Here is a 25,669-nt window from a genome sequence, read left to right on the forward strand (position 1 = left end):
TTTGCCTCCCTTTTCATTTTTCTACTATAAAATTAATAGTCACGTAGCTGCCATTCATTAGTTGCGAAAGAAAGCTTGTTCTTTGAATTGAGCAATGGATCTAGAATATACAAGCCGCGGCCATTCACGGATGTATCTGTACGATAGGCGAAGCGTAGTTTCGAAGCTTCCTTTGGGATGTCGAGCTCTTGATTAACCCAGCCATTGCTTGTACCAGTGAATGAAGAAAGCTTTTCCCATACGCCATCGATATATAATTCTACAAAACCAAAATCGGACTCATTCTCAAGCATATGCCATGTACGAAAAGTCAGTTTGGCATCCTTTTCCAGTTCGAGATCGGCTTCCATTACACGGTTCACATTATCTCCGTAGCCTGCGAACCATGCTGAATTCTTACCAGGAATGGAGACCGGAATTGCATCCGCTACCTGTCTAACGAATAATCTCCGCGTTTGATTTGTCGACACAGTCGATCGACTTGGATGTACGCGATTGGTCAGTAAAATCGCAACCGTTTTGTTGTTCGGGCTAACCACAATCGATGTTCCCGTATAACCTGTATGCCCAAAGGAGTGTGTTCCTTCTGAAAGCGCATCCATATACCATCCTTGTCCTAGCTCCCAGCCAAGGCCGTGATCATCACCAGGGAAATTTGCGTTTTCATTTTGAAGCAATAGTTGGACCGTTTCAGGTCTCAGGATTTTCTTTCCGCCATATATTCCGTTATTCAAGAAAACGTGGGCAAGCATGGCTAAATCATTCGCAGTCGAGAACACACCTGCATGTCCGGCAACACCATCCAATGACCAGGCATTCTCATCATGAACCTCTCCCCAAACAAGTCCCCTGTCAGGCATTGACTGGAATTCAGTTGCTGCAATTCGATTCTTTAAGGAAGCTGGAGGATTATACATCGTATCTTTCATCCCCATTGGTTCAGTAATGTGCTTCTTCACAAACTCATCCTGACGAGTCCCTGACAATCGCTCGATTAGCACACCTAATGTGATCATATTTAAGTCGCTGTAGGTGTAAGTCGTACCTGGGGCATTGTCTAACGGTTGGCTTAACACCCACTGCAGCCGCTCATCTCTCGAATTCCCTTTTGAATACAAAGGAATCCATGCGACAAACCCTGAGGTGTGTGTCAACAATTGGCGAATCGTTACGTTTTCCTTCCCATTGGCAGTAAATTCCGGGATATGCATTGCAACCGGGTCATCTAGTGCAAATAAACCTTTTTCAAAAAGCATCATCACAGACGTAGCCGTGAAGATCTTACTGATGGATGCCAAATCAAAAATTGTGTCTGCCTGCATTGGGATTGGATTTTCCATTTCTGTAAGCGAGCCATCTGTGTATTTGGCTGAAAAACCGTAAGCATCATGCTTCACAATTTTCCCGCCTCTCGCTACGAAGGTAACTGCACCGGGCATTACTTTTTCCGAAATGGCCTGATTCATAATCTGATCAATTTGTTCGAGTGGAGTTTCCACCATACCGGCTCCTCGTGCCGAGCCTGGGTGAAGTTTGTTAGAAATCGGGAAGTTCGTAGAATTCCAAGTGAAAACTGGATGCGGTTTCTGAGATGAGGTAGTGTGCTTCTCTTGCTTTTCAATCGATGGTAAATAGGGCAAATCACTGCTAGCAAAAACGGACGCTGTTCCTAACAAAATAGTACAAACAGAGGTAATCATTAACGTTTTTCTCTTCATACGTTCCTCCTTTTTAAATGAATTGCAAAGATGCCCCCTATAAATAAATACAGTTAGGTGGTAACACTCACAATCTATAGGTAAAGCATATCTAATATGATGTACAGCAGTCTAGACCCCTAAAGCCTCATAACCAACTTTTTCCACCATTTAAGCGGGGTGTCATTGTATTTATTTTAGAATTTTCCGAATAGTAGTAACGAATCATTTCAACGACAGGTAACTGTGCTTAAAAAACGAACAAACTATTTACACTTACGAATAAACACATAAAAAAACCAGTTATATACCGGTATAGCTGGTTTTACTTCTATTATTATTCAATTGAATCCATTTCATAATAGGATTATTAAACGGGAAAAACGAACAATGTTGATTTCCGCTTCAGGTGGACGCTTTCCGCTACAATCAACAAGAGTAGTTCAGAAAATTGATGGACAATTAATTGGTACATGAATTATATCGTTCGTCTTTATACATGAAATAAGTAATTGTGAAATCGATTCAATTAAAAATATTATCTGAATAGTTCGTAGTGCCCGCTTCCTTCATTACCATATACACTTGTACCCGACATCCGAGTTTAGTTCTCTTCATGGGGAAAAGATAAATGACATTAACAATAACACTTATTTCAACGAACAAAAGAACATCGGTTTTAGCATAACGGGTTCGGTACATGGGGAGAAAACGGTAAAAAGCATGGCATATAGGGACGCAATTCGCACGCGAATTGGTGTCCCCATTTTTGTTGTGGTATCAGCGTTTAAGGCGACTATCGATAGTAAATCATATTAAAATTGGTGGAAAAATTAACAACAGCACATAAATTTATGTGCCTCTACTAATTACGTTGTTAATTGGTGGATGGAATGGTTTATTTTAAAACAAATTCAAAATAATTGGAAACTCAGAAGAGCAAAAGGTATTTTGTGCTAAAATAAGTTACAAGAGGAAGACTCATTAAACAAACGGAGCCAGATTTCGAAATTAGATAACTGGACCATTCAATATATATTTGCAGCTAAATGTTCATCTTAAATAAAGATATAAAGGAGGTATAATTATGTGGTTACTATTAGGACTAATTGCTATAATAGCAACTTTTACAAATCTTTATTTGTATGGAAGAGGCAAAGATTATAAACTTGCAATGGCAATGGGATTATCATTTACAGCACTAACACTTGTTGCGGATTACAGTATGGTGTCCGATTGGGTAAAGGCGGAAGATTGGTCTGCTTTATTAGATGTAGTGCCTACGATGGAAATAGCGTTATGGGTTTTGACGATTATATCGATTTTGTTAAATATAACTCCTATACTTTTAGAGCTAAAAAATAAAAAATAATTACTTATTGTCGCATCATTAAATGTATGTGCAATTCATGTGTAAATCTTTATGTATAACTAACAGGTGCGATTGTGGAACAAGTGATGCGAAATTTATAGTAGGAAATACGGTAAGTAAAAAACGCACAGGCGTAATAGTCTGTGCGTTTTCTTTTGCTTTTTCTATTGTTAATTCATGTATAAAACATATGCTAAATCGGTTGTTATTTGACTTGGAACTGTCGTTTTTCTCCCACTCAACCGAACCCGTTAGTTATAGCACCGATGCTGTTCATTTTCAAATACGTTTCATCATAAGCAATACCTTTCCTTCTTCACTTACCCCAAAGTTATGTATTCGGTTCCTTGTTCAACTAAAGCAATTCGTTAGTTCAAAACTAACTATTAGAACGCAGATTAATTCTCACGATTAATTCAATAATTGGTGTTGTAAATGTTTCTGGAATCATTGGTGAAGGTAATTTTTTTGTGTGATTTGCCAAGCCGAAGGAGGCTTCCTCAATATCAATCCAATCTAATTCTTTGTTACCCTGAATCCCACCGATAAAATGATAATCTGCTACATAATAATAGGTTCCATCTTTATTTTCGCTAGCTCTCCACACTTCTGCTTCTTTTCTCGGATCAATGCCAAACTGTTCAAAAAAACGTTGAATAGCTGGTGACGCGTGAACAATCGCCTTTGTATAATAACTACAATCCTCACATCCACAATGAGCTTTATCAGAAATGAGCGGAAGTGGTTCATATAACGCTTTCGTTTTCTGAACGTCCACTTTGACGATATGTCCATTTATATTGAGTTGTTCCATTTTCACTTTTTCCCCCGCCTTGAACTACACTTTTTATACGGTGAAATGGATGGAAAAGGATTAGCTACATGAGATCAATTTGTAAAAACGGCGATCTGGTCTACGAACAAGCTTATATAATCTATACATATCAGGTAGATATAACGCCTGTTTTGGGAAGTAATCAACTCAATTACTCAAGAAGAAAAAGCCACGATGTAAAGACAGCCGATTTTTATTCAAAGGCACTAATTAGTTGAATTATCTCAGTAGTCACGTAAACTTGAACCACTAATCCCAACTCGGGAAAAAAGTTGGTAAACCAACTTCTCGTAGCATTTTATTAAATGCTGGAGGATTTATTTGAGTACTGTTTTCAATTAGGAATAATTGAGCTCTCATTTTTCTAAATAGCTCATGTTCAATTTCAGGGAAAACAAGCTCAAATTCTTCTTGTTTATCTAATATATACAAATAATACACAGTATAAGAATACAGGTTAGGAAAATCCCTTTTTATAGAGGGAGCATTTACTAAAAATACAGTAAGATAATCTTCAAAAAAGTAAAATTGTTCTTTGGGTAAATACGTGACCCCTATTTTAGCTTGTGTTCGAAAAACATCTGCTGGTCCGTTATACCAATTGCCCAACATAGCCGTAAAAGCTAATATAGACCCTGCCCGAATCTCATTATCCTTATCATTAAAATATTTATAGTAGTAGTCTTCGGTATCATCTCCCCAATCTTTAGCAGTATTAAAAGCACCTATTTCTATACCTTGGAATAATTTAGCCAACTTATATTTGATCATGTCATCAATCCTTTCTTCATTAAACTTTAATGAACTAACCTTCCCGTTAATTGAACAAGCCCCTACTCTCCTATTCACATTATGGTCTTACTGTTCGGCAAAATTTAGTTATTCTAATGGGAGTGATATAGTTAAAGAAATATACAAAGTTATCTTTTGAAGAAAGTGGTGGGATTATGAATATTACACAATTCAATAAAAAAGACACTGAAGAAATCGTTCACTTGTTTTATGATACAGTCCATACCATTAACGCCAAAGATTATTCGAAAGAACAGCTAGATGCTTGGGTTCATTCGGCTGATTTGGATAGTAAAATTGAAAGTTGGAGTAAAAGCTTAAACGAAAATGTCACGTATGTTGCAAAAATCAACAATAAGATAGTTGGCTTTGGTGACTTAACAAATGATGGGGTACTCGATAGACTTTATGTTCATAAAAATTATCAAAGAAAAGGTATTGCTTCTGCTTTACTTCAGAAACTTGAATTAGAGGCACTTAAATTACACAAGCAGGGCATATTAACATACGCGAGTGTTACGGCAAAACCTTTTTTTGAAAGCCATGGGTATACTCTCATTAGTACTAATCATGTCGAACGTAAAGGAATAACACTAACTAACTTTGTTATGAAAAAAAATTGAGAAGCAGGTAAAAAAATATTTATTTAAGCATTGCTTAATATCTACTGATACCTCGTTTGTGTCAAATACGACATAAAACCTCTATTCCCTTCTCCGGCTGACCTACCCAAGTTAATTATTCCGCACCTATTTAAAGCGATATTCAGCACATAAATACATATAAAAAGTACCCTTTAATGGGTAATTACTAGCGAAGCTGATACCACCCGCAATAAAAATCAGTTAACCCAATGAGAGGGTCGTTGAATATGAGAGGGTAATAGTGTCTTTACATCACCTTTAGCAGAATTAATTTGCATTTGAGTTAAAAACATACTCGTAGATAGGTTTGCTCCCCTTAAATCAGCATCACGTAAATCAGCGCCAATAAAATCAACACATCTTAAATCTGTATTCCTCATATCTGTAGCAATCAAATATGCTCCCCTTAAATCTATCGCCTTTAAATCTTTACCTATTAATTTTTTGCCAATCCAGTCAGCTCTTTCATGATTATAATTGTTGGCATTTTTAGTGCCAGGTAACTTTGTAATTAAGCTTTCTCTAATATACTTGCTGGTTTCCGAAAGCAGTTTATTTAACGGAAATCTGTACATCACTATATCCAAAGATAATAATTGTTCAGCATCAAAGTTTGTTAATTTCTGCACTTCTTTTAACTGTACACTCAATTTTTTAGACAAAGCATGGGGTATGTCATACGACAAGGCTTCTGCAGCGTACGCAATCATTTCATGTATTTGTTGCATGATCGGAAACACTTGGAACATTTTAGTTCCAATTTCCGGATTATCTCGCCAACTTTGCCCTTTAAAAGTAACTTGAGAAACGACTTGTCCCGCACCCAAACAGTCAAACACTGTACAGCCCTTAAATCCTCTCTTTCGTAGGTTACTGTGAATTTGACAACCATAATCAGATTGTAAATTAACACAAGGTGTACCTGCTGGCTTGTTAATTGGAAAATCACTCGATGCTACAATATTAAGCGCTGTGCAGCAAAGTCCAAAGCACTTCGTACAATCAGCCGTTAAATTCCCTCTAATACTTTTGGCTGTTTCACTATTCATTTTTATAACCATTCCTTTCACTCAAAGCACATAACACTAGGATGATTTAGTACAAACTTATATCTTCTTTAACTTTTCTTTTTTAATCAGGGAAAGATTCCCAATTCCATTATACATGATTCTTCAACAATCGTTCATGGAAGTGTTTAACTCCATTTCTCAATAAGAACATAGATTGTGCCTTTATTCTAATATTGACTTAGATTTATAAACGTGTATAATCTAAGGTAATTGCATATCTTGAATGTTTTCTAGGGTTCCGCAACAGTTATTGTTGGTCTGGTCCGAGGGAAAACTCACAGCTATGCTGTGTCACGGAAGGATAAAAGCCTGGGAGAAACTGTTTGTTATCAGTTTTTTCTGGGGCTTTTTTTTGTTTTTTAGGCAAGAATATAAACGGAGGTGTTATTTGAATGAATAAAGATTGGATAAAAGTATTTATTGCAGCTTTTTTCGAGATTTTTTGGGTTATTGGATTAAAACATGCAGATGATTTTTGGACTTGGACTGGGACTGCCATTGCTGTCTTTATCAGCTTCTATTTAATGATTATGGCTGGACAAAAACTCCCTGTGGGAACTGTATATGCCGTTTTTGTCGGTCTAGGTACAGCAGGAACTGTCTTTTCAGAAATCCTATTCTTTGGAGAACCATTTAAAGTGGAAAAAGCACTCTTGATTTTACTTTTATTAGCTGGAGTAATTGGCTTGAAATTAGTTACAACGGACAAAGTTCAGGAAGGTGATGAATCCTAATGGCGTGGATTTCTTTAATATTAGCAGGTGTGTTTGAAATGTTTGGTGTTGCTATGATAAATAAGTTGCATAAAGACCGTAATTGGCAATCCATGCTATATCTTATTCTCGCGTTTGGGGCAAGTTTTGTGTTTCTTGCTTATTCAATGAAAACACTACCTATGGGTACGGCTTATGCAATTTGGACAGGAATTGGTGCGTCTGGTGGAGCAATTTTAGGTATGCTTTTATATGGTGAATCAAAAGATTGGAGAAGACTTGTTTTTATAGGCATGGTTTTAGGTGCAGCAGTAGGTCTAAAACTCGTCTCATAAAAAAGTTTTTAGATCGTAATAGGAAGAAGATATTTTTTTATTAAGTAAGCAAATTTAATGTGTGCCACAACTTTTATAGTACTGCACACTTTTCAGGATGCAGTACTATAAAGGTAGTCACTTTGACCGATAGTTCACTCTTAACTGAATGTTAAATTTATAATATTCTCTAAAATATAAAAAGGTTAGAAAAAAGGAGATAGAATTAATTTCTATCTTCTTTTGCTTAATTTTTTGAAAGTATCATTTACTACGACATTACTTTTGCCTAATCTCCTTAGCAAGACGGTAGGTAGCCATCCAAAATACAAGAGCCAAAGCACTGACAGAGACTCCGAATAAACATACCGCTTCCCAGCCATAATTTGCGTATATGTTGGTTGAAACTATGGAGCCCGTTGCACTGCCAATAGAATAAAAAAACATGTATGCAGCAGTAAGTCGACTTCCTGCCTCAGGTTGGACTGTGAGAATCATACTCTGATTGGTGACATGAACTGCTTGTACAGCAAGGTCAAGTAAGATAATACCAATAACTAATACAACAATTGAATAGCTAATAAAGTTAATAAAGAACCATGATAACATTAATAACACTAAGGCTACGCCCGTTGTAAGCTGTCCTAATCCTCGGTCAGCTAGTCGCCCAGCCCGTGCAGCAGCTAATGCTCCAGAAACTCCAGCCAGACCAAATGCTCCAATAGCCGTATGTGAAAATGAGTAAGGTGGAGAACTTAGCGGTAACACTAATGAAGTCCAAAAAGTACTAAAAACAGTAAAAATCAAAAGCGCCAATATCCCACGAATAACCAGAATTCTTTCTTGAACAAATAGCATTAGAACAGAATGTAACAATTTTGGGTAGGATAGAGATGAACGCTTGTGAACAGTACCTGGAAGTTCTTTGTGTAATAAGACAGCCAGAATCAGAATTAACACAGCTGAAACAAGGTAGACAGAACGCCAACCTCCAAGATCAGCAATTATGCCAGCAAACGTCCTTGCCAGTAAGATGCCAATGACCAATCCGCTTGTAACGAAGCCTAATACTCGTCCACGTTCAGCAGGAACAGCCAACGTTGATGCAAATGCGACAAGAGTTTGTGTAACAGTGGCAAGCAAACCTACCACTGCAATACCAATGAAAAACACTATACTGGTAGGGGATATACCGACAACAACTAAAGCAACAACTAACATTAACATTTGACCAATAATCACACGTCGTTGATTTAATAAATCGCCTAAAGGGACCAATAACAGCAGTCCTAGCGCATAACAAATCTGAGTAATTGTAATTACGATTCCAATTGTCGAGGGTTCAATAATGAATTCACTTGCAATTGAGTCGAGTAATGGGTGGGCGAAATAAACGTTAGCAACAGCCATACCACAAGCAATTGCTAATAATAGTTCTGTATATCGAGAAATGGTTGAACTGGATTCTAATTGTAACTCATCCGTTTTTGCAACAAAATTTTCAGCGCCTTTTATTTTAACCTTCAATTTAGTACACCTCTTCTCTTTGAATTATACCGATAAGTATAATATACCAAACGGTACAAATTATACTTTGCAAATATAACTCTTAACTTAATTAGGTGTCAAGTTAGTTTTGATTGTTATTCATTGTTCATTAAAGCATTTGGCCAATTAACATGTGAAAAGAAGCACATCTTTTATTACTCCAAGTCGAGTGTTTAATTGAAAAAACATGCAATATTGACAGAAAGGATATAAAAGAATAAAATTAAAACATACTGAACGGTATAATATAAGGAGGTTTTGATATGATTGAAAAAGGAAAGTTTGATACAGACGTAGCAATTCATGAACTGAATAAATCAATAGATATAAATGAATTCAGTGGTGATCCTTCTTTAAAAAAATCGCCCTTATCAAGACAGACAAACGAACAGATTATAAAAGGATTCTTCGAAGTTGTCAGATCAGGTAAAAAACCGGAGCAAGCTGAAACTTTTATGGCGAAAGAGGTGAAAGCTCATCAAATGAATTCAGAAAGTATGCTGATAATAATAAGATCACCCAAGGATTATACAGACCATATAAAAGAAATGTTGAATGTATGGGGAAACTTTAAAATTGAAATTCAAGAACTACTCACTCAAAATCAAAAGGTTTATGTTAGATGGAAACAAATTGGAATACATATTGGAGAGTATGAGGGTTACCTTCCTACAAATAGAGAAGTTATTGAAATAGGTAGTGCCATATACCGACTAGAAGAACAAAAAATTGTGGAATATTGGATTCAAGTGGATAGAATTGGAGTTATTGAACAAATAAAAAAATATAAAGAACAAGATTAGATATTAGTGAGATACTCATTTTTTGTAAAGGAGGGTTACCGTGGTTCGAAAGCGTGAATTTGATAAGGAAAAAGCATTGGATAATGCTATGGAACTTTTTTGGGAGAAGGGATATGCTGCTACATCGATTAGCAATTTAACGGCTAAAATGGGTATACAACGGCCCAGTTTATACGCAACTTTTGGAGACAAAGAGGCATTGTTTGAAGCTGCATTACGTAAATATACAAATTTGCATGCCTCCCTCATAAGAACTAAACTGCAAAACACTAAATCTGCGAAGGAAGCATTTCGTTATCTATTTGAAGGATTAATAGAAGAAGAGTATAAGGATAAAGTAAGTAAGGGTTGTTTTTGTATTAATACAATGGTAGAACTTGCCCCGCACGATGAAAAATTTAAAATACTTACAAGGGAGCATGAAATGTATCTTTCAGTCATATTTCAAGAAACCCTTCTAAAAGGCATTAAATCGGGTGAGTTAGAAAGCAACCTAGATGTTAAAGCCTTAGCTCAGACATTAGTTGTTGCATTAATTGGAATTACTGTTTTATTGAAATCTCATCCGGAGCGATCATTCGTAGATAGATCTGTAACTTTAATATTATCATTAATAAAGTAAATAGAAGAAAGTTCGGATCAATAGAGCTATATCTTTAATAAGCATTCCCCCCAAAAAGACTAAAACAAAAATAGGAACCAAAAAACCTGAATAATATTTATTCCACAATCGATTTTTGAATAACGCCTTTAAAGAAATTTGAATAGTTATGTAAGCGCCAAAGGTTCTTTCCATCGTAAAGAATTTTCCCGAAAAAAGTTTGTTCATTTTCAGCAATCCTACTTAAACTAAAACACCGTTAGTTGAAGTAGGAATTATTTAACTTCCTCAATTTTAGAAACAGGAATTTCAATTTCTGTTCCTAATACATCATCTGAATCCAACGAAAAATCAGCAATAGCTTTGAATTCATAAGTACCTGTCTTTAATTCAAGTTTTTCTATCCCATTAAATTTTACTCTGTGAGGTTCATTCCGAATCAGTGTTGTTGTTAATAATGGCTGTACCATACTACCTAAATATTCAAAATCACCATCTTGTTGATGTACATTAAAGAAAAAAATACTTCCACCATGATATATATCTTTTTCAGCTGCTTCTCCAATATAAGTAATGGTGGCATAAACATTAAGGTCTTTTTCAACATTTATTGATACTTTGAAATCATCCACCTGTTTAGACTCATTGGTGATTTTTGGTTTACCACTTACATTTTCTTCATTGTTGTTATTTGTTACAAAGCCAAATAGTCCGAAAATCATAATTATAGAAAGAACGATAAATAATCTTCTAATCGTTCCCACCCCCTTTTACGATTAGACGGAATCCTAGTCGGTTTGTTTCATACTTATACTAAACTCCTCTGTTAGTTGAAGAAGGAAAACCGAAATGGTTACATTTCGGTTTCCTTTTTTTATCAACGGTACGACTTTCTTTCAAATTTACAGCTATATGATACAACCTAGACTCGACCGCACAAGCACAAAGTTACTTTAAGTACAATTTCCCACAATCTTATTTACTTTGTAATTCTTCATGGTCAATTTCTTCTATTATTTCTTTAGAACCATCATCTTTAATTAAAGTTATTTCTACATCTTTAGTTGGACTAATTGCATACCAAAATCTTTTTTCACCTTCAACACTAATAATTTTTGAAGGTTCATCTCCAACATATACTTCGAGTATTGAATTATCACTTATTGCACCAGAATATATATAGGGTGGTTGGTTCATAGAAGACCATTTAACTGGAGAGATCCATTCTGTCCCTCTAGTTTGAATCCATTTCCATTAATTATCTACTTTTTTAATATAAGCAATAAATATTTTTTCTTCATCATCATTACTATTTTCTCTAAAAACGGCTATTGCATCGTCCTCATGTACTACATTAAATTCCATTTGAACAAGTCCATATGAATATTTATTACTACTAAAACACGTCTTTTAAATTCTTATATTGAGCCACTTCCCGGAAGTAGCATTCTTCTATATAAAAAATAAATAAAAAACGTGTATACTTTTTTCAAATCTCTGCGTCTTATGTGTGTTAACAACAAAAAGTAGGTGGCCACTTGCAAATTCAAACGATTGAGGATTTGTACTGGGAGAAGTCCCGTGTCATATTCCGTTACTTAATAAAAATTGGATGCCCTAAAGAGGATGCTGAAGATATCGTACAAACTACGTTCTCGAAAGCATTTGAGCATATGATCCATTTGAATGTGGACAATCCTTCTGCGTGGCTATTTAAGGTGTCCATAAACAATTATTACGATTTATGCCGGAAACAGCAGCGATACCCGCATGCGCAAATCGACGAAAGTTTCTTTGAAAATATGTACCAGATGGATGAGGACGGAGAACAACTTGTGCTGAGAAAAGAACATAAACATGAAATTGAAGTGATTTTGAATCAATTATCGCCCACACAATCGAACTTGCTACTCCTGAAATATGAGCTCGATTTATCGTACGAAGAAATAAGTGGACTATTAAATATGAAAATCGACACGATCCGAACGACGCTTTATCGCTCACGGAATACCTTTAAACAGAAATGGAGTGAGTTTGTTGAAAGACAATCATGAATTGGATGATCTTTTCAGTTTTGAGAAGAACGAAAAAAACCTCATTACGAAAGCGAAACGAAAAAGTACAATTCGTATGGCCTGTATCAGTGGATTCGTCTCTCTGTTGGTGCTGACACTCATCGTATTAGTAAAACTGCAAGTGACGCCTTGGCTACTGAACAAGGAAATGATAGCGCAAGAAACATACTATGAAGTGTACGGTGCCAATTTGTTTGTTGGCCCTTGGGAAGAGTCGATTCAGATTATTGGAAGCGAGGCAACGGCCCCACAATATAAATTATTGAATGGCCGACCTGTATACCGTGGAGAAATCTCGAATGACTCCGATAAATTTGAAGTGCATCTCTCACCAAACGAATACGAAACGTACCGTTACCTTGGCGGAAAAGTGATGAATTTCATTCATCCAGAAGTGAAAATAAACCAGGTACCGAATGATATAAAGAATATCGATATGTTTCGTGACCATCAAATGATTGAAATGGGACTTTCATTTGATCGGGCATATTCATTGGATGAAGTGAAAGCAATGTTACCGAAAGATTTACCCTTACAATGGGCATGGATTGATGTTTATTCCGACGAAGAAGTCGACTCGTTGCAAGCTTCGGAGTCGCCAGCAAATGTATTTACGGAAAATGAAGTCATCGGGTTTTCAATGGTGGACGAAACAGGAATCACGTTAGAGGATCCTGTTAAGAAATTCATGGAATCTGTGATGTATGGGAAAAATCACATGGGACCCTATAAAAGAGATATGAAAACGCTCTACGAAACACTGAGCAAGCAAGGTGAAGTCGATGAAACGAATATCAAAGTCATCGGAGCAGTCGTAGTCGGAGAAAAAGAAGTGCTTAAACAAATCCAGAACGAACCCAGCATCCGTGCATCGAGTGTAGGTGCAGTCGTCGATTCTTTCAAATAAAAGGAGAAAAATACTATGAATAAAACAGTACAATGGATCATTTGGGTATTAGCATTGGTTGCCATCAACATTCCCACAATTTCGATTGCATCATTTTCACTTTTTGGCACAGCAGAAGGAACAAGCATTTTCTCGATCGATTACTTGATAGCAGCAGGAATCCTACTTTTAGGGAATATCATTATAATCCAACTATTTCTTGCTATTCGTAAAGGCCGTTACCAAGGATTCATCTTTGGTTTAAGCGTGGCAGTCGCGCAGGCTATTGCTTTGTATTTGATCTTCGTGCTTTATTTTACAGTCTGGCTAATCATTATGGGAGTATGTATCCTTGCGGCATTCGTTTTGTTAATCAAAACAATAAAATAGCAATAAAAATAAAATGGATAGGGAGCAGATTTTATTTCTGCACTCATCCATTTTTATATGTATGGAAATCATTTAGTGCTTCCATCCGATCCTCATCTGGAATCGTAATTTCATAGGTCTTCGGTTCAATGGCAAGCCCTGTTTACAAATCAACATTCATTCCCTAGTTAATCGCAAATTTAGCTTTTGCTGAACGACCTTGCATACGCCATACACAATAGCTTTACATAACGCTAAGTTCACGGCAGTAGTTCACGGAAGTAGTTAACTCCCTTACTCAATAAGAAAAAGCCACCCTGTGAAGGTAGCCGATTCTTCAACTAAAGCACCACGTTAGTTGAAGTAGAAAAAATAGACGGATATTCCACACTCGCGCCAGTTCTCCTTCACTTAATTTAAAATAGAGACGGTGCATAAAGAAATTAATTCAATTAAGCCATAGCGATTCGCTACAAATAGAGCGTCTCATCCAATTTCTGAATCTTTGAGTCGGAAATTAAATAAACATTGCCAAAAACGTCGATTTTGTCTCCTTTTACACGTACAGCGCAATCTTTGTTCGACGCATAAATATTTATTTCTTCCGATAGGGGAGATAGTTCGCTTTGAACCAGCGCCATGTTATTTTCAAGATCAAAATGAGACAGGACGGAAAAATTGTCAAGACCGATTCCGTCGTAAACAGAGCTCATTTCAACTTCATCTCCAAAGTTTTTCGAACATAACCATTTAGCGGACATGTTGATTGCTCCAGCGCTTGCTCCCATCACAACGGCGTTGCTTTTTTTAATCGAATCCGATAATTCATATTCCGTCAAAAAACGATTTTGATTAAGAATATTGCCACCTAACAAGAAAATGACGGAAGCATTTTGAATTATCGTTTGGGCACCTTCCTTCTGTACGCGGTAATTAATTAAATGATACTCATCAAACATAATGCCAGCCTGATCGAGCCACGACCGTTCAGTAGCACCATCATCTTCAACAATAGATGGATTCGAGCTAATCATAGCAAGCGATTTTCTATCAGTTATATCCTCCTGTAACACCCTACCCAGATTCTCTGGAAAAAAGTTGTTAAACCAACCTAAATAATAGTGAGTTTTCATAAGTACCCCCTCAGCAAAGTGTAAATAACATTTATTCCTTGCGTCACTCATTCTGTTTTCTTGTAACTCTCAATATGTCCGATTGTTAAACACAATTTAAACAACACTCTCCAACTATCCTGCTTTGTTAGTTTAACAAGAAATTTGATTATCTCCATCCGCAAACCATCGATTCGATAGCTGAACGGGTTTGTATAGTCCATACACACCAGGTTAACATAACACCGATTCACGGAAGTAATTGACTCCATTACTCAATTAGAAAAAACTGCCATGTAAAGGCAGCTGATTGTTCAACAATACATTATTTAAATTTAATCAATTGAAATAACTCCATTCGTAATTGTTATAAAGTTTGCGTTAGAACCGACAATGCAAATTATATAATCACCATCTTCTTCTATATCAAAAGAGGTTATCAACTTATCAGAAACGGGAGCCAAAAAAATCTCTGTATATTTCCCATTTAGTATGTATCCAACTCCAGTATGACTTAAGCCATCAGGGACCATTGTTAAATCTACCAATACGCTATCCCCCTCTTTTAATTTCAACCCCTGATTTTCTCGATGCAATAAGAAAAGGTCACCATTGTTCAAATCCATATTTTCAAAATAATAGTAGTTCGGAGATTCCTTTTTTAATTCAATGTTTATTTTATTCCAGCTGTTTAGGGGGTCTTCGATTTCTATTTCAGTCTTTTCTTCTTGAGGTTCTCCTTTATCAGTATCAGATAAAGGTTCAACTTCTACTGTTTGTACATCAGTTAAAATCTCCGTCGTCTCTTCATTTTCCTGTCCTTCTGTTTCCTGATTTACACTACACGCTGCTAACACGACAGTTCCAAGTAATATCCCCGCATATATATTTTTTTTCAACATCGTTCACTCCTATAAATATATTTCAGTAAATTATAATGTTCAATTTTGAATATTATTTACAAGTGATTGCCCTTTTTTGAGTTACTAAATATAAAAATATTCTATATTTTTATCATACGAGAAACGGAAAAAATCTACCAGGAAAGGTGGCCGATTCTTAAACTAAAGCTCCCTTTAGTTTAAGTAATAAACTGTCCAATACTAATCATTTTTCAAATACAAACGTTTGATACATTACAGCAATTAGAGATGCGATATCATCATTTATTGCTTCAATACGGATACGTTGTGTTAAATTTATATTTGTATTATCTAAATTTCTAATGATAGCAATTTTATTATCATTTATCTTTAAAGTTCCTGAGTAAGAGTAATCCTTTTCAAATTTGTACACATCTCCGTTGATACTAAAAGATTGAACCTTTTCAATTAGTTGTACTCGATTTTGCTTAATTGGAACTTTATCCACTATTTCGCAATTCTGAAGAGAATAACCAACTCCTGTAAATAAACAATCAATTTTATATATTGGATTATTATCGTTCGAAAAAACATTATAGCAATAGGGCATGCCTGCTTGGAGAAGAATATGGAAAATTCGTGTTAAAAAGCGATGGCGACTTTTCATGAGTATACTTATGACATGGTTGTCATGGTTATATATAGGGATACTCGTGTGGTAAGAATCCGATTCTGGGATGCTATATGAATAGATCTGCACTAATGTTTATCCTCCACACTCTCTCATTATACCCCTTCAATATTATTGTTCTTTGAATTCCTTGTTGAACTAACCTGCCTCGTTAGTTGAACAAGAAAAAAGAGACGCATATTAAACATTCGCACCCGATTGTTTAACAAAGACAAAGTGATCATCTGGGTCCCACACGTGCTGCTCATCAGCAATGTATCCACGCAACCATAGGTCTCCTTTAATGCGTCTGAGATAGAACCCTTTAGGGAAATTTTCTTCATCGTTAATTGTCTCCGAGGCTACTGTGATGGATCCATTTGGGGCTTGATGTTGCCGAGAAGGTTTGCCTTCAGGTTGATCCAGATATCCGAGTCTCAGATAAGGTCCAAGCTCTAACGGACACAATTCTAAACCAAGGTGATTTGCTCTTTCGAAGATTTTGGATAAAGTGTCTCCCTGCGGTAAACCAAGGTCACGTACGGTGAGCTCAACAGTCTCTAAAGAGAACGTTTTAACAGAGGTTGTAAAATAATCATCTGTGAATAGCTTTTCTCCTAATTCATTCATCAAAATAGAATGTTGTTGCATTTTCTGCATTAGTTGCGATTTAGTAAGACCACCTACTTCTACCGTTCTTGTTATGGACAGACAATCAGGATATACTTCCATATTTTTGATATTCATTTATTGTCCCCCTTCTAAGTTTTCCATTACACATAAACATATTCCGTTAAATTGCCCGATTGTTGAACCCAAGTTAAACAACGCTCTTCAACTAACCTGCCCCGTTAGTTCAATTAGAAAAAAGCTTTACTCCTTCTTGAAGTAAAGCGCCCTATAATGGAATAACTTTTTATATTCATTTAAAGTTCCATATTAAATGCTTCACTATAGATTTTACGCAGTTCAGTTGAGTTATCGTGCCACTTAATTGGTTTACCATTGACGATTTGAACCAATACATCCAGACATCTATGCCATCCTGCCGCAGTATTAACTGCCCATGAATCATCGTTAAAAGTATGGGTAAAGATCATTCGACAGCCTTTATCCTCTTCCTGCAATGAAATGTTTATCAGATCATCAACTTCACGGAAACCAAATAAATATGGCTTGTCCAACTCTGTAATGATACCATTATATGTCGTTCCTTCACCGTCATCGAAGGCAATCTTGCCACCAAGTCTGAGATCCATCTCCCCTGTTGCAAAAGGGTACCATTGGGAGAAGTAACTAGGATTCGTAATAACAAGGGACACATCTTCTGGATTACGAGGAAAAAATCGTTCAAATCTTAAAGCATAACGACCGTTTGACTCATGCAGTGTACCATATTCATTCATCATTTCATCCTCCTTCTTGAAGTAAAGCACCCGTCAGTTTAAGTACATTCCTTCACATAATTCATACTTTCTTCTCATTTTTTTCCATTTAACATAATTATAAGTGACGTCCAGTAAAATCATAAACAGGAAAATGATTCCTAATGTTCCGTATTCATTTGATGTTAAATCACTAAACCAATATAGAGCAAGATACATTAGGGTTACTAATGGAATCCCCCACAAGCCACGTATCAACCTTCTTCTATACGTTAATCTATGAAAGTTTAGTACAAATCCTTTATCCTTTTTTTCTACGTCCTTATATATTACCGACGATATCGTACTAACAATTAAAACCGCTATCAATGGTCCAATAATACACAGTAGAATATTCTCTTTTCTCCCCCTAGTAAGACAATAATAGTTTATATGTACTCTTCAACTAACCTGCCCCGTTAGTTGAAGAAAGCTAAATAGATTTGGGTACCAACTATTATTAAAAGAATGAGTATTCCTGTACCTTTCCAACCTAGACCCCCAACTAAATCTTGAAGTCCTCAACCGTGAATACTTCCTGCAGGGCTTCTTTTTAATTCTGCTTGTCTCAATCTTTCTCTTATTTCTTCAGGACCTTCTTTTTCTTTGTTCAATGAAAACACCACCTTTACGGTCACTCATTAAATTCAATATACTTCCATCAATTATTCTCAACTTTGTTATCAAATATAATGATGATACTACTCATTCGGTGAGATTAACTCAGAACTGAGTGCTTCTTCCTGTATTTCATAAGTGGGTTCGAATTTAAAAGACTTTGATATAAACCAGGTAGCTAAAAGAATACATATACCTAAGAAAATAATAGAAAAGGACATAGGATCTTTATTCATTTTCCCACTCTTTTATTTGATTATATTTCTATTATACCATTTACAATAAATTGCATTTATTAAGATTTCTTATTGAACTAACCTGCCCCGTTAGTTCAATAAGAAAAGAGCTCCCTAAGAAGCCCCTGTTGTTGAACTTAAGCACCCGTTAGCTTAACAAGTAAACACTAATTTTCAATTATTTTGTTCTCTGTTCCATTTACAATTCTCTTTATATTTTGTCGATGTAGAATGATTATCGATACGCTTATTAGTAGAGAAAGTGCTATGAAAACTTTATCTTCAAATATAAGACTGTAAATGAATAATGCTATACTAGCCAACATTGAACTTAGTGATACATACTTAGTAAATAGCAAAGTTAACACAAACACAACAAAACCAACAAAAACAGCTAAAGGAGTCAAAAACAAGAAAACTCCAGTTGCTGTCGCAACTGCCTTTCCACCTTTAAAACTAGCAAAAACTGAAAATATGTGCCCTAATATGACTAATAAACCACATACAATAGGGTTAACTACAGAACCAAGTATTAAGGGAAGTAAACAAGCAAATGTACCTTTTAATATATCAGCAATTGCAACAATTACTCCTGCTTTTATGCCTAAAACTCTATAAGCATTAGTTGCACCAAGATTACCACTACCGTAATCACGAATATCTTTCTTATAAAATGTTTTACCGATTACTAAAGCAAATGAGATTGAGCCAATTAAATAACTTAGAATCAAAGTTAAAATGTTCAAAGTATTATCTCCTTACATAGTTTGTTAAGTAAGTATTTTTATTTATTGCACATGATTTCCTGCAATCCTTCTTACATTAACCTGCCCCGTTAGTTCGATAAGAAAAGAGCTCCCTAAGAAGCCCCCGTTGTTGAATTAAAGCTACCCGTAAGTCGAATTATTTATTAAGATTACGATCAATACTATTTATATGATATGTCCAAGTCAATAGATTCTGCTTTAAATGTACTACCATCATCTTTTTTTCTAATTACATTAATGGAAACTAAACTATCATTAATCCACTGAATATCAAAATAATCTACGGTCGATAAATCGAACTGAACATACTCTTTATATTCCTCTAGAACACTTCCATATTCTCCGTAATATATGCGAAACGAATGAAAGGTTTGGATCATTTTATTATCCTTTTTATCTTCAAAATTCTTACCCATTTCTTTTAATTCAATGATATTCACTTGATTGGGAGATGCGCTAGTTGTAAGAGAAAATGAGAACAACTCAGGGTCATCTTTGTTTTGATTTGAAGAATACTCTATTCCATTCGAACACGCCGAAATCGCCAGCAGAGAAACGGCTACCCCTATAAATAACACCCATTTCCTTAACAATCCATCACTCCCAATATAAATTCAGCTAAAACATTCTTCCGCAATATAGCCCGATTGTTGAACACAAATTAAACAACGCTCTTGAACTAACCTGCCTCGTTAGTTCAATAAGAAAAAAGAACTCCCTAAGAAGCCCCTGTTGCTGAACTAAAGCACCCGTTAGTTCAAGAAGAAGTTACAATTTAATTGTTTTTTCGCTTCTTTTACGATGGTTGAAATTAAAGATTCTATTGTAATTCCCTCTATATTATCGCCATATCGATAGTCGTCTATCATTTCACTAATCTCATACCATACATTTAATTCTTCGCTAACAAATTCTTCACGAACTACCTGATAAATTTCATATGCATAGTTAATTGCATTAGATTCATTATCTATTATTTGTTTTAGCAAATACCAGAAGTAATACTTAGAACACTTATCCTGCGAGGGTTCTTCTATACCTAATTCTCTCACTGCCCTATGAAAATAATCTTCTACCTCAAAAGTATTTAGAGTTTCACTTAGGGAAGAAAGTATATTTAGGGATGCAGACGTATCACTACTTTCTAACATTTTGATAGCCCAATTAACATAATCGACTGGTTCTACTTTCTTTTTGAATATTTTATAATACAACATTTTAGTTTCCATCACTTACTCCTTTTATTTTACTCTTCTTGTTGAACTAACCTGCCCCGTTAGTTTAATAAGAAAATGCAATTATTCATAGCTATCAAGCATGAGACATGAGACATTTTGTTTTTCTATTATTCCCAAGGTTTCCAAGGTAAAGGTGACTTTTCCCAATCAGTTGGTTCTTCACCACTCTCAATAGTTTTACTCCAGTACTCTCCGCTTTTATTATTAAATAAGACGATATTTTTTTCATTTACTACTATTAGTTCCCAATCAATTTGTTCTGGTTGTGTAACAGTAACTGTATCTGGAGTTTGCTTTGCTATATCTTGCAAAGCATTTGAAACTAACCACGAACCAACCAAAACACAAATTCCAAAAATAACAATTGATAATGACAAAAAACTTTTATTCATCTTCTCTCACCCCATCGAATTAAATTCAATCTCTTTATACCAGTTACTTCAACAAAAGAACTATCCTCCTGTTTTTTTTACTTTATACCCTTATTGAACTAACCTGCACCGTTAGTTCAACAAGAAAAGAGCTGCTTAAGCACCCCTTTGTCTTTAACTAAAGCACCCGTTAGTAATAAAATTAATCCGAAAAAGTTTCCCTTTTATCCAAGTTCAAAGTGTGATCGTTAATTGTTATAATATGGTTATTTTCCCATTCCACATCAACCTTGTGCATAGGATCTTCGTAATAAATCCTCTTTTTAAACCAAAGGGGACCATTTACAATTCCTTCTACACTAATAGAGGTAGCCGCTCCACCGTTTAATGTGTAAAAGTCGATAATGAATTTAGAGTCAGGTGATTGTGCTGTTTCAATGGGTTCTCTCGCAAATGTATTTACCGCTACCCCTAATAGAAATATTGTCGAAAGGGGGAATCCAATTAGCACCGTAAGCCAACTTCTCCATCTCGCTCGCCTACTACTTTTGTCTTTAAATCCAATAATGCCCGTAACGAAAGCAATAACAGTAAGTAACCATAAAGTCAAAGCAGGTGGTGCCACTTGCCAAGTTCGGTTATATGACGCATATAACGATTGTAATGAAAGCACTAATACTAACAAACATAAAATGAATGACCACAAATTATATTTTCTTCCCACTAAAATACCTCCCGTTTAGAAGTTCTGGTGTTCCCCAAAAAATCTTCTCATTGAACTAACCTTCACCGTTAGTTCAATAAGAAAAGAGCTCCCTAAGAAGCCCCTGTTGTTGAACTAAAGCACCACGTTAGTTCAATTAAGTCATTAGCGATTCGCTATAACTAGAGCGTCTCATCCAATTTCTGAATCTTTGAGTTGGAAATTAAATAAACATTTCCAAAAACGTCGATTTTATCTCCTTTTACACGTACAGCGCAATCTTTGTTCGACGCATAAATATTTATTTCTTCAGATAGGGGAGATAGTTCGCTTTGAACCAGCGCCATGTTATTTTCAAGATCAAAATGAGACAGGACGGAAAAATTGTCAAGACCAATTCCGTCGTAAACAGAGCTCATTTCAACTTCATCTCCAAAGTTTTTCGAGCATAACCATTTAGCGGACATGTTGATTGCTCCAGCGCTTGCTCCCATCACAACGGCGTTGCTTTTTTTAATCGAATCCGACAATTCATATTCCATCAAAAAACCATTTAGATTAAGAATATTGCCACCCAACAAGAAAATGACGGAAGCATTTTGAATTATCGTTTGGGCATCTTCCTTCTGTACGCGGTAATTAATTAAATGATACTCATCAAACAGAATGCCAGCCTGATCGAGCCACGAGCGTTCAGTAGCACCATCATCTTCATAAATAGATGGATTCGAGCTAATCATAGCAAGCGATTTTCTATCAGTTATATCCTCCTGTAACACCCTATCCAGATTCTCTGGAAAAAGAATGTCAAACCAACCTAAATAATAGTGAGTTTTCATAAGTATCTCCTCAGCAAAGTGTAAATAACAGTTATTCCTTGCGTCACTCATTCTGTTTTCTTGTCACTCTCAATATGCCCGATTGTTTAACACGAATTTAATAACACTCTTCAACTAAACTGCCCCGTTAGTTCAACAAGAAAAGAGCTACCTAAGCTGCCCTTGGTCTTTAACTAAAGCACCTCGTTAGTTTAATAAGGTTTAACTATATTTAGTTCTATATCGGTACGATATAGCATTGTCTCAACCCAATTATGAAACATTTCATAGTCTTCTTGGTCTGTTTGAACATTAACTAAGAATACGCCCTTAAATTCATTACAAAAAAATCATTAAAGAACACATCTATAATTTTATTTAAAAGTTTGTAACACAGTACCTTGACCATTATCTGATTCAACTTCAGCGAATGCTCCATTTATAAAAGTCATTTGTGGCGGAACATGACCGCAATCAATATCGTACAAAATAGGAATTTGAAGCTCTTTAGAAAGTTCTTTATAAACATCTTCAACTGTATAATTTGTAACAGCTGGATTTGCTGGACTTCTCCCAAACATAATGCCACTACAATCCTCAAACCAACCTGCTAATTTCATTTGCACGAGGGTCCTACGCAATTCAGTTGGCGATAACTGCAAATTTTCGAGATACCAAATAACAGAATCTCCTTCAATATAATTCTCTTTAAAATTTTGTACATTCCCATATGGTGTACCAATCAGATGCCTAATTATATCAATACAACCACCAAGTAATCGCCCCTGTATCTTAACTTTTTCGTTTACAGTTGATTTCCAGTTAGTTTGTTCTGTTAGATTGAAAATATAAGGAGTAGGGTTATCAGGTTGCCATTCTTTTTGATATTTTTCTGATGAATGTTGGAGAATTGATTCATTCATTTTGGTAGACAATACTGTTCGCCACATCGCTGTCGTATCATCAGAATACTCTCCTCTTAAATCCACTAAGTTGGTTCCGTGTGCTGTAGCAGTACCCGTTTTCAATGTAATTGCTAACAGTAGCAGACTTATATCAGAATAACCTAATATCCACTTACTTTTTATATTTTCAAAGTCAATATATTCAAGTGTCTCAATGAGTAGCTCTCCGCCCCAAGGAGGAATAATAAGTTGAATATTATCACTAAGCATCATTTTATTGAACTCTTCTGCACGCTTTTTAGCAGATGCAGACTTTTCCTTATCTTGTGTCCATGCAGTTTCTCCGCAGATGAAGTTAAAACCTTTCTTTTCCACACTTTTGAATGCAGATTTCAACAAGTGATGTAATTCACTTGGGACTCCAGAGGATGGTGCAGTTACTCCTATTGTTGCACCTTTTTCTAAGATTGGATATTTTATCATGCTTAGCCACTCTCCCAACGCTTTTTATAAAAACAACATTTTATATGTTATTAAAAAACACTTCTTTTATTACACTAACCTCCTTTTTCATAAAAAAAGCCGTATACTGTTCTATCTCAATTCGAGATAAAAATTCAAGCCTGATTAAACATTTATTTGCTAAAGTCCCATCGGGAAGTTCTATAGTTTTTTACTATGCAGATGAAACACTCTATGAAGAAAAAGGCATGTCTAATAGAGTTGAAAATATGGTTAAAATGGCTTCAGCAAGTGGCGAATCGATGAAATCCAGTTTCACAAATAACGAAATTCAAACCATGTTAGAAGAATCAGGTTTGCTTATTTATGAACATTTGACACCTAATGCAATACAGGAACTTTTCTTTAGAGTTCGTACAGATTATTTATGTGCTTTTGAGACAGTCCATTTTATCCATGCTGTAAAGAGGTAATATATAATTTAATATACTTTTCATTGTCTGGATTATTGAGCGATATTTTTTGTTTTTCTTATTGAACTAAACAGCCTCGTTAGTTCAACAAGTAAGAAGAGCTGCCTAAGCAACAACATGATCTTTCACTAAAGCACCAGTTAGTTGAATATGTAAATCTGTTTTGCGTAGGAATCCCAATCTTTATTATCAGTATTTATTTCAATTGTAGGAATGATAGAATTTCCAGCTTGACTCCTATACTCTTGTTGTTGTTCTAATAATAATTTACACGCTAATTGCATTTCTCCCATGGTTTCCCATTCCCATTCATTGGGATTTCTACTACTTATTCTTTGCTCTAAAATCTCTGGTGATACAGTTAATAAAGTACACCTTGCTCCCACTTCAAATAACTGGTCTTCTAATTCCTTGATTTCATCTGATATTGAATGAGAAAATGCTACTCGATGATTTAAATGAAACCTTTCCAATATAAAGAATAAGCCTTTTGAACGTTGGGTTTGTCCAATTTCTCTTGACCAATCATTTAACATTTTCAGCATCGTGACTCTTTCTCTTAAGACTTGTAAGTGTTCCTCTCGACTTAAAGACTTTAATTCACCATTTACTTTGTGTAATACTTGCGAATAATGCTCGCTGAGAACTATGACACTACGTTCGGCATCATCACTTGCATGAAGTTGTTTCAACGCTTTTAAGACTGATGTTTTTCCAGCATTCGAGTAGCCTTCTAAGATTATCCCTCTAAAATTACTCATTTCTCTCCCCCTAATTAATGTTATTTCTATTTAAATAAGGTCTGTAGATTATTTACGCTTGTTCAACTAACCTGCCCCGTTAGTAAAAAAAATTAATCCGAAAAAGGTTCCCCTTTATCCAAGTTCAAAGTGTGATCGTTAATTGTTATAATATGGATACTTATCCATTCTACATCAACCTTGTGCATAGGGTCTTCGTAATAAATTCTCTTTTTAAACCAAAGGGGACCATTTACAATTCCTTCTACACTAATAGAGGTAGCCGCTCCACCGTTTAATGTGTAAAAGTCGATAATGATTTTAGAGTCAGGTGATTGTGCTGTTTCAATGGGTTCTCTCGCAAATGTATTTACCGCTACCCCTAATAGAAAAAAATGCCGAAAGGGGGAATGCAATTAGCACCGTAAGCCAACTTCTCCATCTCGCTCGCCTACTACTTTTGTCTTTAAATCCAATAATGCCTGTAACGAAAGCAAAAACAGTAAGTAACCATAAAGTCGAAACAGGTGGTGCCACTTGCCAAGTTCGG

Annotated in this window: 30 protein-coding genes, 2 pseudogenes and 1 riboswitch; of the genes and pseudogenes, 10 read left to right on the plus strand and 22 right to left on the minus strand. The window is 35.6% G+C overall.

Going from position 1 to position 25,669, the window contains the following annotated elements:
• Nucleotides 1-32: 32 nt before the first annotated feature.
• Nucleotides 33-1,718, minus strand: a complete 1,686-nt coding sequence (locus FQ087_RS12425; protein ID WP_149580921.1) for a serine hydrolase domain-containing protein — start codon at nt 1,716-1,718, stop codon at nt 33-35.
• A gap of 1,066 nt (nt 1,719-2,784) precedes the next feature.
• On the opposite strand from FQ087_RS12425, the gene FQ087_RS12430 reads away from it, so the two are divergent.
• Nucleotides 2,785-3,069 carry a hypothetical protein gene (locus tag FQ087_RS12430; RefSeq protein ID WP_149580922.1) on the plus strand — a complete coding sequence of 95 codons (285 nt, stop codon included), beginning with the start codon at nt 2,785-2,787 and terminating at the stop codon, nt 3,067-3,069.
• Nucleotides 3,070-3,448: 379 nt separating this feature from the next.
• Here the strand turns inward: FQ087_RS12430 and FQ087_RS12435 are convergent, their stop codons facing one another.
• Both FQ087_RS12435 and FQ087_RS12440 read right to left on the minus strand, forming a co-directional pair.
• Nucleotides 3,449-3,883, minus strand: a complete 435-nt coding sequence (locus tag FQ087_RS12435) for a hypothetical protein (RefSeq protein WP_149580923.1) — start codon at nt 3,881-3,883, stop codon at nt 3,449-3,451.
• 270 nt (nt 3,884-4,153) lie between these two features.
• On the minus strand, nt 4,154-4,675 hold the full coding sequence (locus tag FQ087_RS12440; RefSeq protein ID WP_149580924.1) for a hypothetical protein: 522 nt from the start codon (nt 4,673-4,675) through the stop codon (nt 4,154-4,156).
• A gap of 176 nt (nt 4,676-4,851) precedes the next feature.
• Between FQ087_RS12440 and FQ087_RS12445 the strand changes: the two genes are divergently transcribed.
• Nucleotides 4,852-5,319, plus strand: a complete 468-nt coding sequence (locus FQ087_RS12445) for a GNAT family N-acetyltransferase (RefSeq protein WP_149580925.1) — start codon at nt 4,852-4,854, stop codon at nt 5,317-5,319.
• A gap of 218 nt (nt 5,320-5,537) precedes the next feature.
• On the opposite strand, the gene FQ087_RS12450 is transcribed toward FQ087_RS12445, so the two are convergent.
• Entirely contained in the window at nt 5,538-6,389 is an 852-nt protein-coding gene (locus FQ087_RS12450) for a pentapeptide repeat-containing protein (RefSeq protein WP_149581458.1), read from the minus strand.
• A gap of 240 nt (nt 6,390-6,629) precedes the next feature.
• Nucleotides 6,630-6,728: riboswitch (guanidine-I (ykkC/yxkD leader) on the plus strand.
• A 74-nt stretch (nt 6,729-6,802) separates the two neighbouring features.
• Between FQ087_RS12450 and FQ087_RS12455 the strand changes: the two genes are divergently transcribed.
• Both FQ087_RS12455 and FQ087_RS12460 read left to right on the plus strand, forming a co-directional pair.
• The gene (locus FQ087_RS12455; RefSeq protein ID WP_149580926.1) at nt 6,803-7,144 is read left to right on the plus strand and encodes a DMT family transporter; all 342 of its coding nucleotides are present in this window, start codon (nt 6,803-6,805) and stop codon (nt 7,142-7,144) included.
• Nucleotides 7,144-7,458, plus strand: a complete 315-nt coding sequence (locus tag FQ087_RS12460) for a DMT family transporter (protein WP_149580927.1) — start codon at nt 7,144-7,146, stop codon at nt 7,456-7,458. Before FQ087_RS12455 ends, FQ087_RS12460 begins: the two co-directional genes overlap by 1 nt.
• 258 nt (nt 7,459-7,716) lie before the next feature.
• On the opposite strand, the gene FQ087_RS12465 is transcribed toward FQ087_RS12460, so the two are convergent.
• Entirely contained in the window at nt 7,717-8,964 is a 1,248-nt protein-coding gene (locus FQ087_RS12465) for an MFS transporter (RefSeq protein WP_370456074.1), read from the minus strand.
• Between the two features lie 347 nt (nt 8,965-9,311).
• Here FQ087_RS12465 and FQ087_RS12470 point away from each other — a divergent pair, with 347 nt between their 5' ends.
• Nucleotides 9,312-9,788 (plus strand): ester cyclase, encoded by a 477-nt coding sequence (locus FQ087_RS12470; RefSeq protein WP_255452368.1) that lies wholly within the window; start codon nt 9,312-9,314, stop codon nt 9,786-9,788.
• Between the two features lie 40 nt (nt 9,789-9,828).
• Nucleotides 9,829-10,410, plus strand: a complete 582-nt coding sequence (locus tag FQ087_RS12475) for a TetR/AcrR family transcriptional regulator (protein WP_149580929.1) — start codon at nt 9,829-9,831, stop codon at nt 10,408-10,410.
• Between the two features lie 254 nt (nt 10,411-10,664).
• Here the strand turns inward: FQ087_RS12475 and FQ087_RS12480 are convergent, their stop codons facing one another.
• Nucleotides 10,665-11,153 (minus strand): hypothetical protein, encoded by a 489-nt coding sequence (locus FQ087_RS12480; protein ID WP_149580930.1) that lies wholly within the window; start codon nt 11,151-11,153, stop codon nt 10,665-10,667.
• Between the two features lie 211 nt (nt 11,154-11,364).
• Entirely contained in the window at nt 11,365-11,586 is a 222-nt protein-coding gene (locus tag FQ087_RS22450; protein WP_188006737.1) for a hypothetical protein, read from the minus strand.
• A gap of 341 nt (nt 11,587-11,927) precedes the next feature.
• Between FQ087_RS22450 and FQ087_RS12490 the strand changes: the two genes are divergently transcribed.
• The 3 genes from FQ087_RS12490 to FQ087_RS12500 are packed head-to-tail and all read left to right on the plus strand — an operon-like array spanning nt 11,928 to nt 13,740.
• A complete protein-coding gene (locus FQ087_RS12490) occupies nt 11,928-12,443 on the plus strand; it encodes an RNA polymerase sigma factor (protein WP_149580931.1) in 516 nt (171 codons plus the stop codon).
• The gene (locus tag FQ087_RS12495) at nt 12,427-13,371 is read left to right on the plus strand and encodes an anti sigma factor C-terminal domain-containing protein (protein WP_149580932.1); all 945 of its coding nucleotides are present in this window, start codon (nt 12,427-12,429) and stop codon (nt 13,369-13,371) included. Before FQ087_RS12490 ends, FQ087_RS12495 begins: the two co-directional genes overlap by 17 nt.
• Before the next feature lie 15 nt (nt 13,372-13,386).
• Nucleotides 13,387-13,740: a hypothetical protein gene (locus FQ087_RS12500; protein ID WP_149580933.1), complete on the plus strand. Its 354-nt coding sequence runs from the start codon at nt 13,387-13,389 to the stop codon at nt 13,738-13,740.
• A 449-nt stretch (nt 13,741-14,189) separates the two neighbouring features.
• On the opposite strand, the gene FQ087_RS12505 is transcribed toward FQ087_RS12500, so the two are convergent.
• The 13 genes and pseudogenes from FQ087_RS12505 to FQ087_RS12570 form a co-directional block, all read right to left on the minus strand.
• Nucleotides 14,190-14,852, minus strand: coding sequence for a Type 1 glutamine amidotransferase-like domain-containing protein (locus FQ087_RS12505; protein WP_149580934.1), 663 nt, complete (start codon nt 14,850-14,852; stop codon nt 14,190-14,192).
• Between the two features lie 314 nt (nt 14,853-15,166).
• Entirely contained in the window at nt 15,167-15,733 is a 567-nt protein-coding gene (locus FQ087_RS12510) for a hypothetical protein (RefSeq protein WP_149580935.1), read from the minus strand.
• Between the two features lie 205 nt (nt 15,734-15,938).
• A complete protein-coding gene (locus FQ087_RS23425; RefSeq protein WP_483315856.1) occupies nt 15,939-16,454 on the minus strand; it encodes a tubby C-terminal domain-like protein in 516 nt (171 codons plus the stop codon).
• Nucleotides 16,455-16,565: 111 nt separating this feature from the next.
• Nucleotides 16,566-17,096 carry a helicase gene (locus FQ087_RS12520; RefSeq protein WP_188006775.1) on the minus strand — a complete coding sequence of 177 codons (531 nt, stop codon included), beginning with the start codon at nt 17,094-17,096 and terminating at the stop codon, nt 16,566-16,568.
• 194 nt (nt 17,097-17,290) lie between these two features.
• Complete coding sequence (locus tag FQ087_RS12525; protein ID WP_149581460.1) at nt 17,291-17,770, minus strand: SRPBCC family protein; 480 nt, start codon at nt 17,768-17,770, stop codon at nt 17,291-17,293.
• A gap of 437 nt (nt 17,771-18,207) precedes the next feature.
• Nucleotides 18,208-18,402: pseudogene (locus tag FQ087_RS12535) on the minus strand (DUF6366 family protein).
• Between the two features lie 407 nt (nt 18,403-18,809).
• Nucleotides 18,810-19,388, minus strand: coding sequence for a glycerol-3-phosphate 1-O-acyltransferase PlsY (gene plsY / locus FQ087_RS12540; protein ID WP_149580938.1), 579 nt, complete (start codon nt 19,386-19,388; stop codon nt 18,810-18,812).
• A 182-nt stretch (nt 19,389-19,570) separates the two neighbouring features.
• The gene (locus FQ087_RS12545; RefSeq protein WP_149580939.1) at nt 19,571-20,002 is read right to left on the minus strand and encodes a hypothetical protein; all 432 of its coding nucleotides are present in this window, start codon (nt 20,000-20,002) and stop codon (nt 19,571-19,573) included.
• A 159-nt stretch (nt 20,003-20,161) separates the two neighbouring features.
• Nucleotides 20,162-20,638, minus strand: coding sequence for a hypothetical protein (locus FQ087_RS12550; protein ID WP_149580940.1), 477 nt, complete (start codon nt 20,636-20,638; stop codon nt 20,162-20,164).
• Nucleotides 20,639-20,754: 116 nt separating this feature from the next.
• A complete protein-coding gene (locus FQ087_RS12555; protein WP_149580941.1) occupies nt 20,755-21,039 on the minus strand; it encodes a hypothetical protein in 285 nt (94 codons plus the stop codon).
• A 181-nt stretch (nt 21,040-21,220) separates the two neighbouring features.
• Nucleotides 21,221-21,742 carry a DUF5412 family protein gene (locus FQ087_RS12560; protein ID WP_255452315.1) on the minus strand — a complete coding sequence of 174 codons (522 nt, stop codon included), beginning with the start codon at nt 21,740-21,742 and terminating at the stop codon, nt 21,221-21,223.
• A gap of 161 nt (nt 21,743-21,903) precedes the next feature.
• On the minus strand, nt 21,904-22,560 hold the full coding sequence (locus FQ087_RS12565; RefSeq protein ID WP_149580942.1) for a Type 1 glutamine amidotransferase-like domain-containing protein: 657 nt from the start codon (nt 22,558-22,560) through the stop codon (nt 21,904-21,906).
• Nucleotides 22,561-22,913: 353 nt separating this feature from the next.
• Nucleotides 22,914-23,927, minus strand: a complete 1,014-nt coding sequence (locus tag FQ087_RS12570; protein WP_149580943.1) for a S66 family peptidase — start codon at nt 23,925-23,927, stop codon at nt 22,914-22,916.
• A 131-nt stretch (nt 23,928-24,058) separates the two neighbouring features.
• Between FQ087_RS12570 and FQ087_RS12575 the strand changes: the two are divergent.
• Nucleotides 24,059-24,379: pseudogene (locus FQ087_RS12575) on the plus strand (class I SAM-dependent methyltransferase); the annotation flags it as partial.
• Nucleotides 24,380-24,519: 140 nt separating this feature from the next.
• On the opposite strand, the gene FQ087_RS12580 reads toward FQ087_RS12575, so the two are convergent.
• Both FQ087_RS12580 and FQ087_RS12585 read right to left on the minus strand, forming a co-directional pair.
• Nucleotides 24,520-25,140, minus strand: a complete 621-nt coding sequence (locus tag FQ087_RS12580) for an AAA family ATPase (protein ID WP_149580944.1) — start codon at nt 25,138-25,140, stop codon at nt 24,520-24,522.
• 92 nt (nt 25,141-25,232) lie between these two features.
• Nucleotides 25,233-25,535, minus strand: a complete 303-nt coding sequence (locus tag FQ087_RS12585; RefSeq protein ID WP_149580945.1) for a DUF5412 family protein — start codon at nt 25,533-25,535, stop codon at nt 25,233-25,235.
• Nucleotides 25,536-25,669: the final 134 nt, after the last annotated feature.

Origin of the sequence: Sporosarcina sp. ANT_H38 (assembly GCF_008369195.1) — a bacterium.
Taxonomy (GTDB): domain Bacteria; phylum Bacillota; class Bacilli; order Bacillales_A; family Planococcaceae; genus Sporosarcina.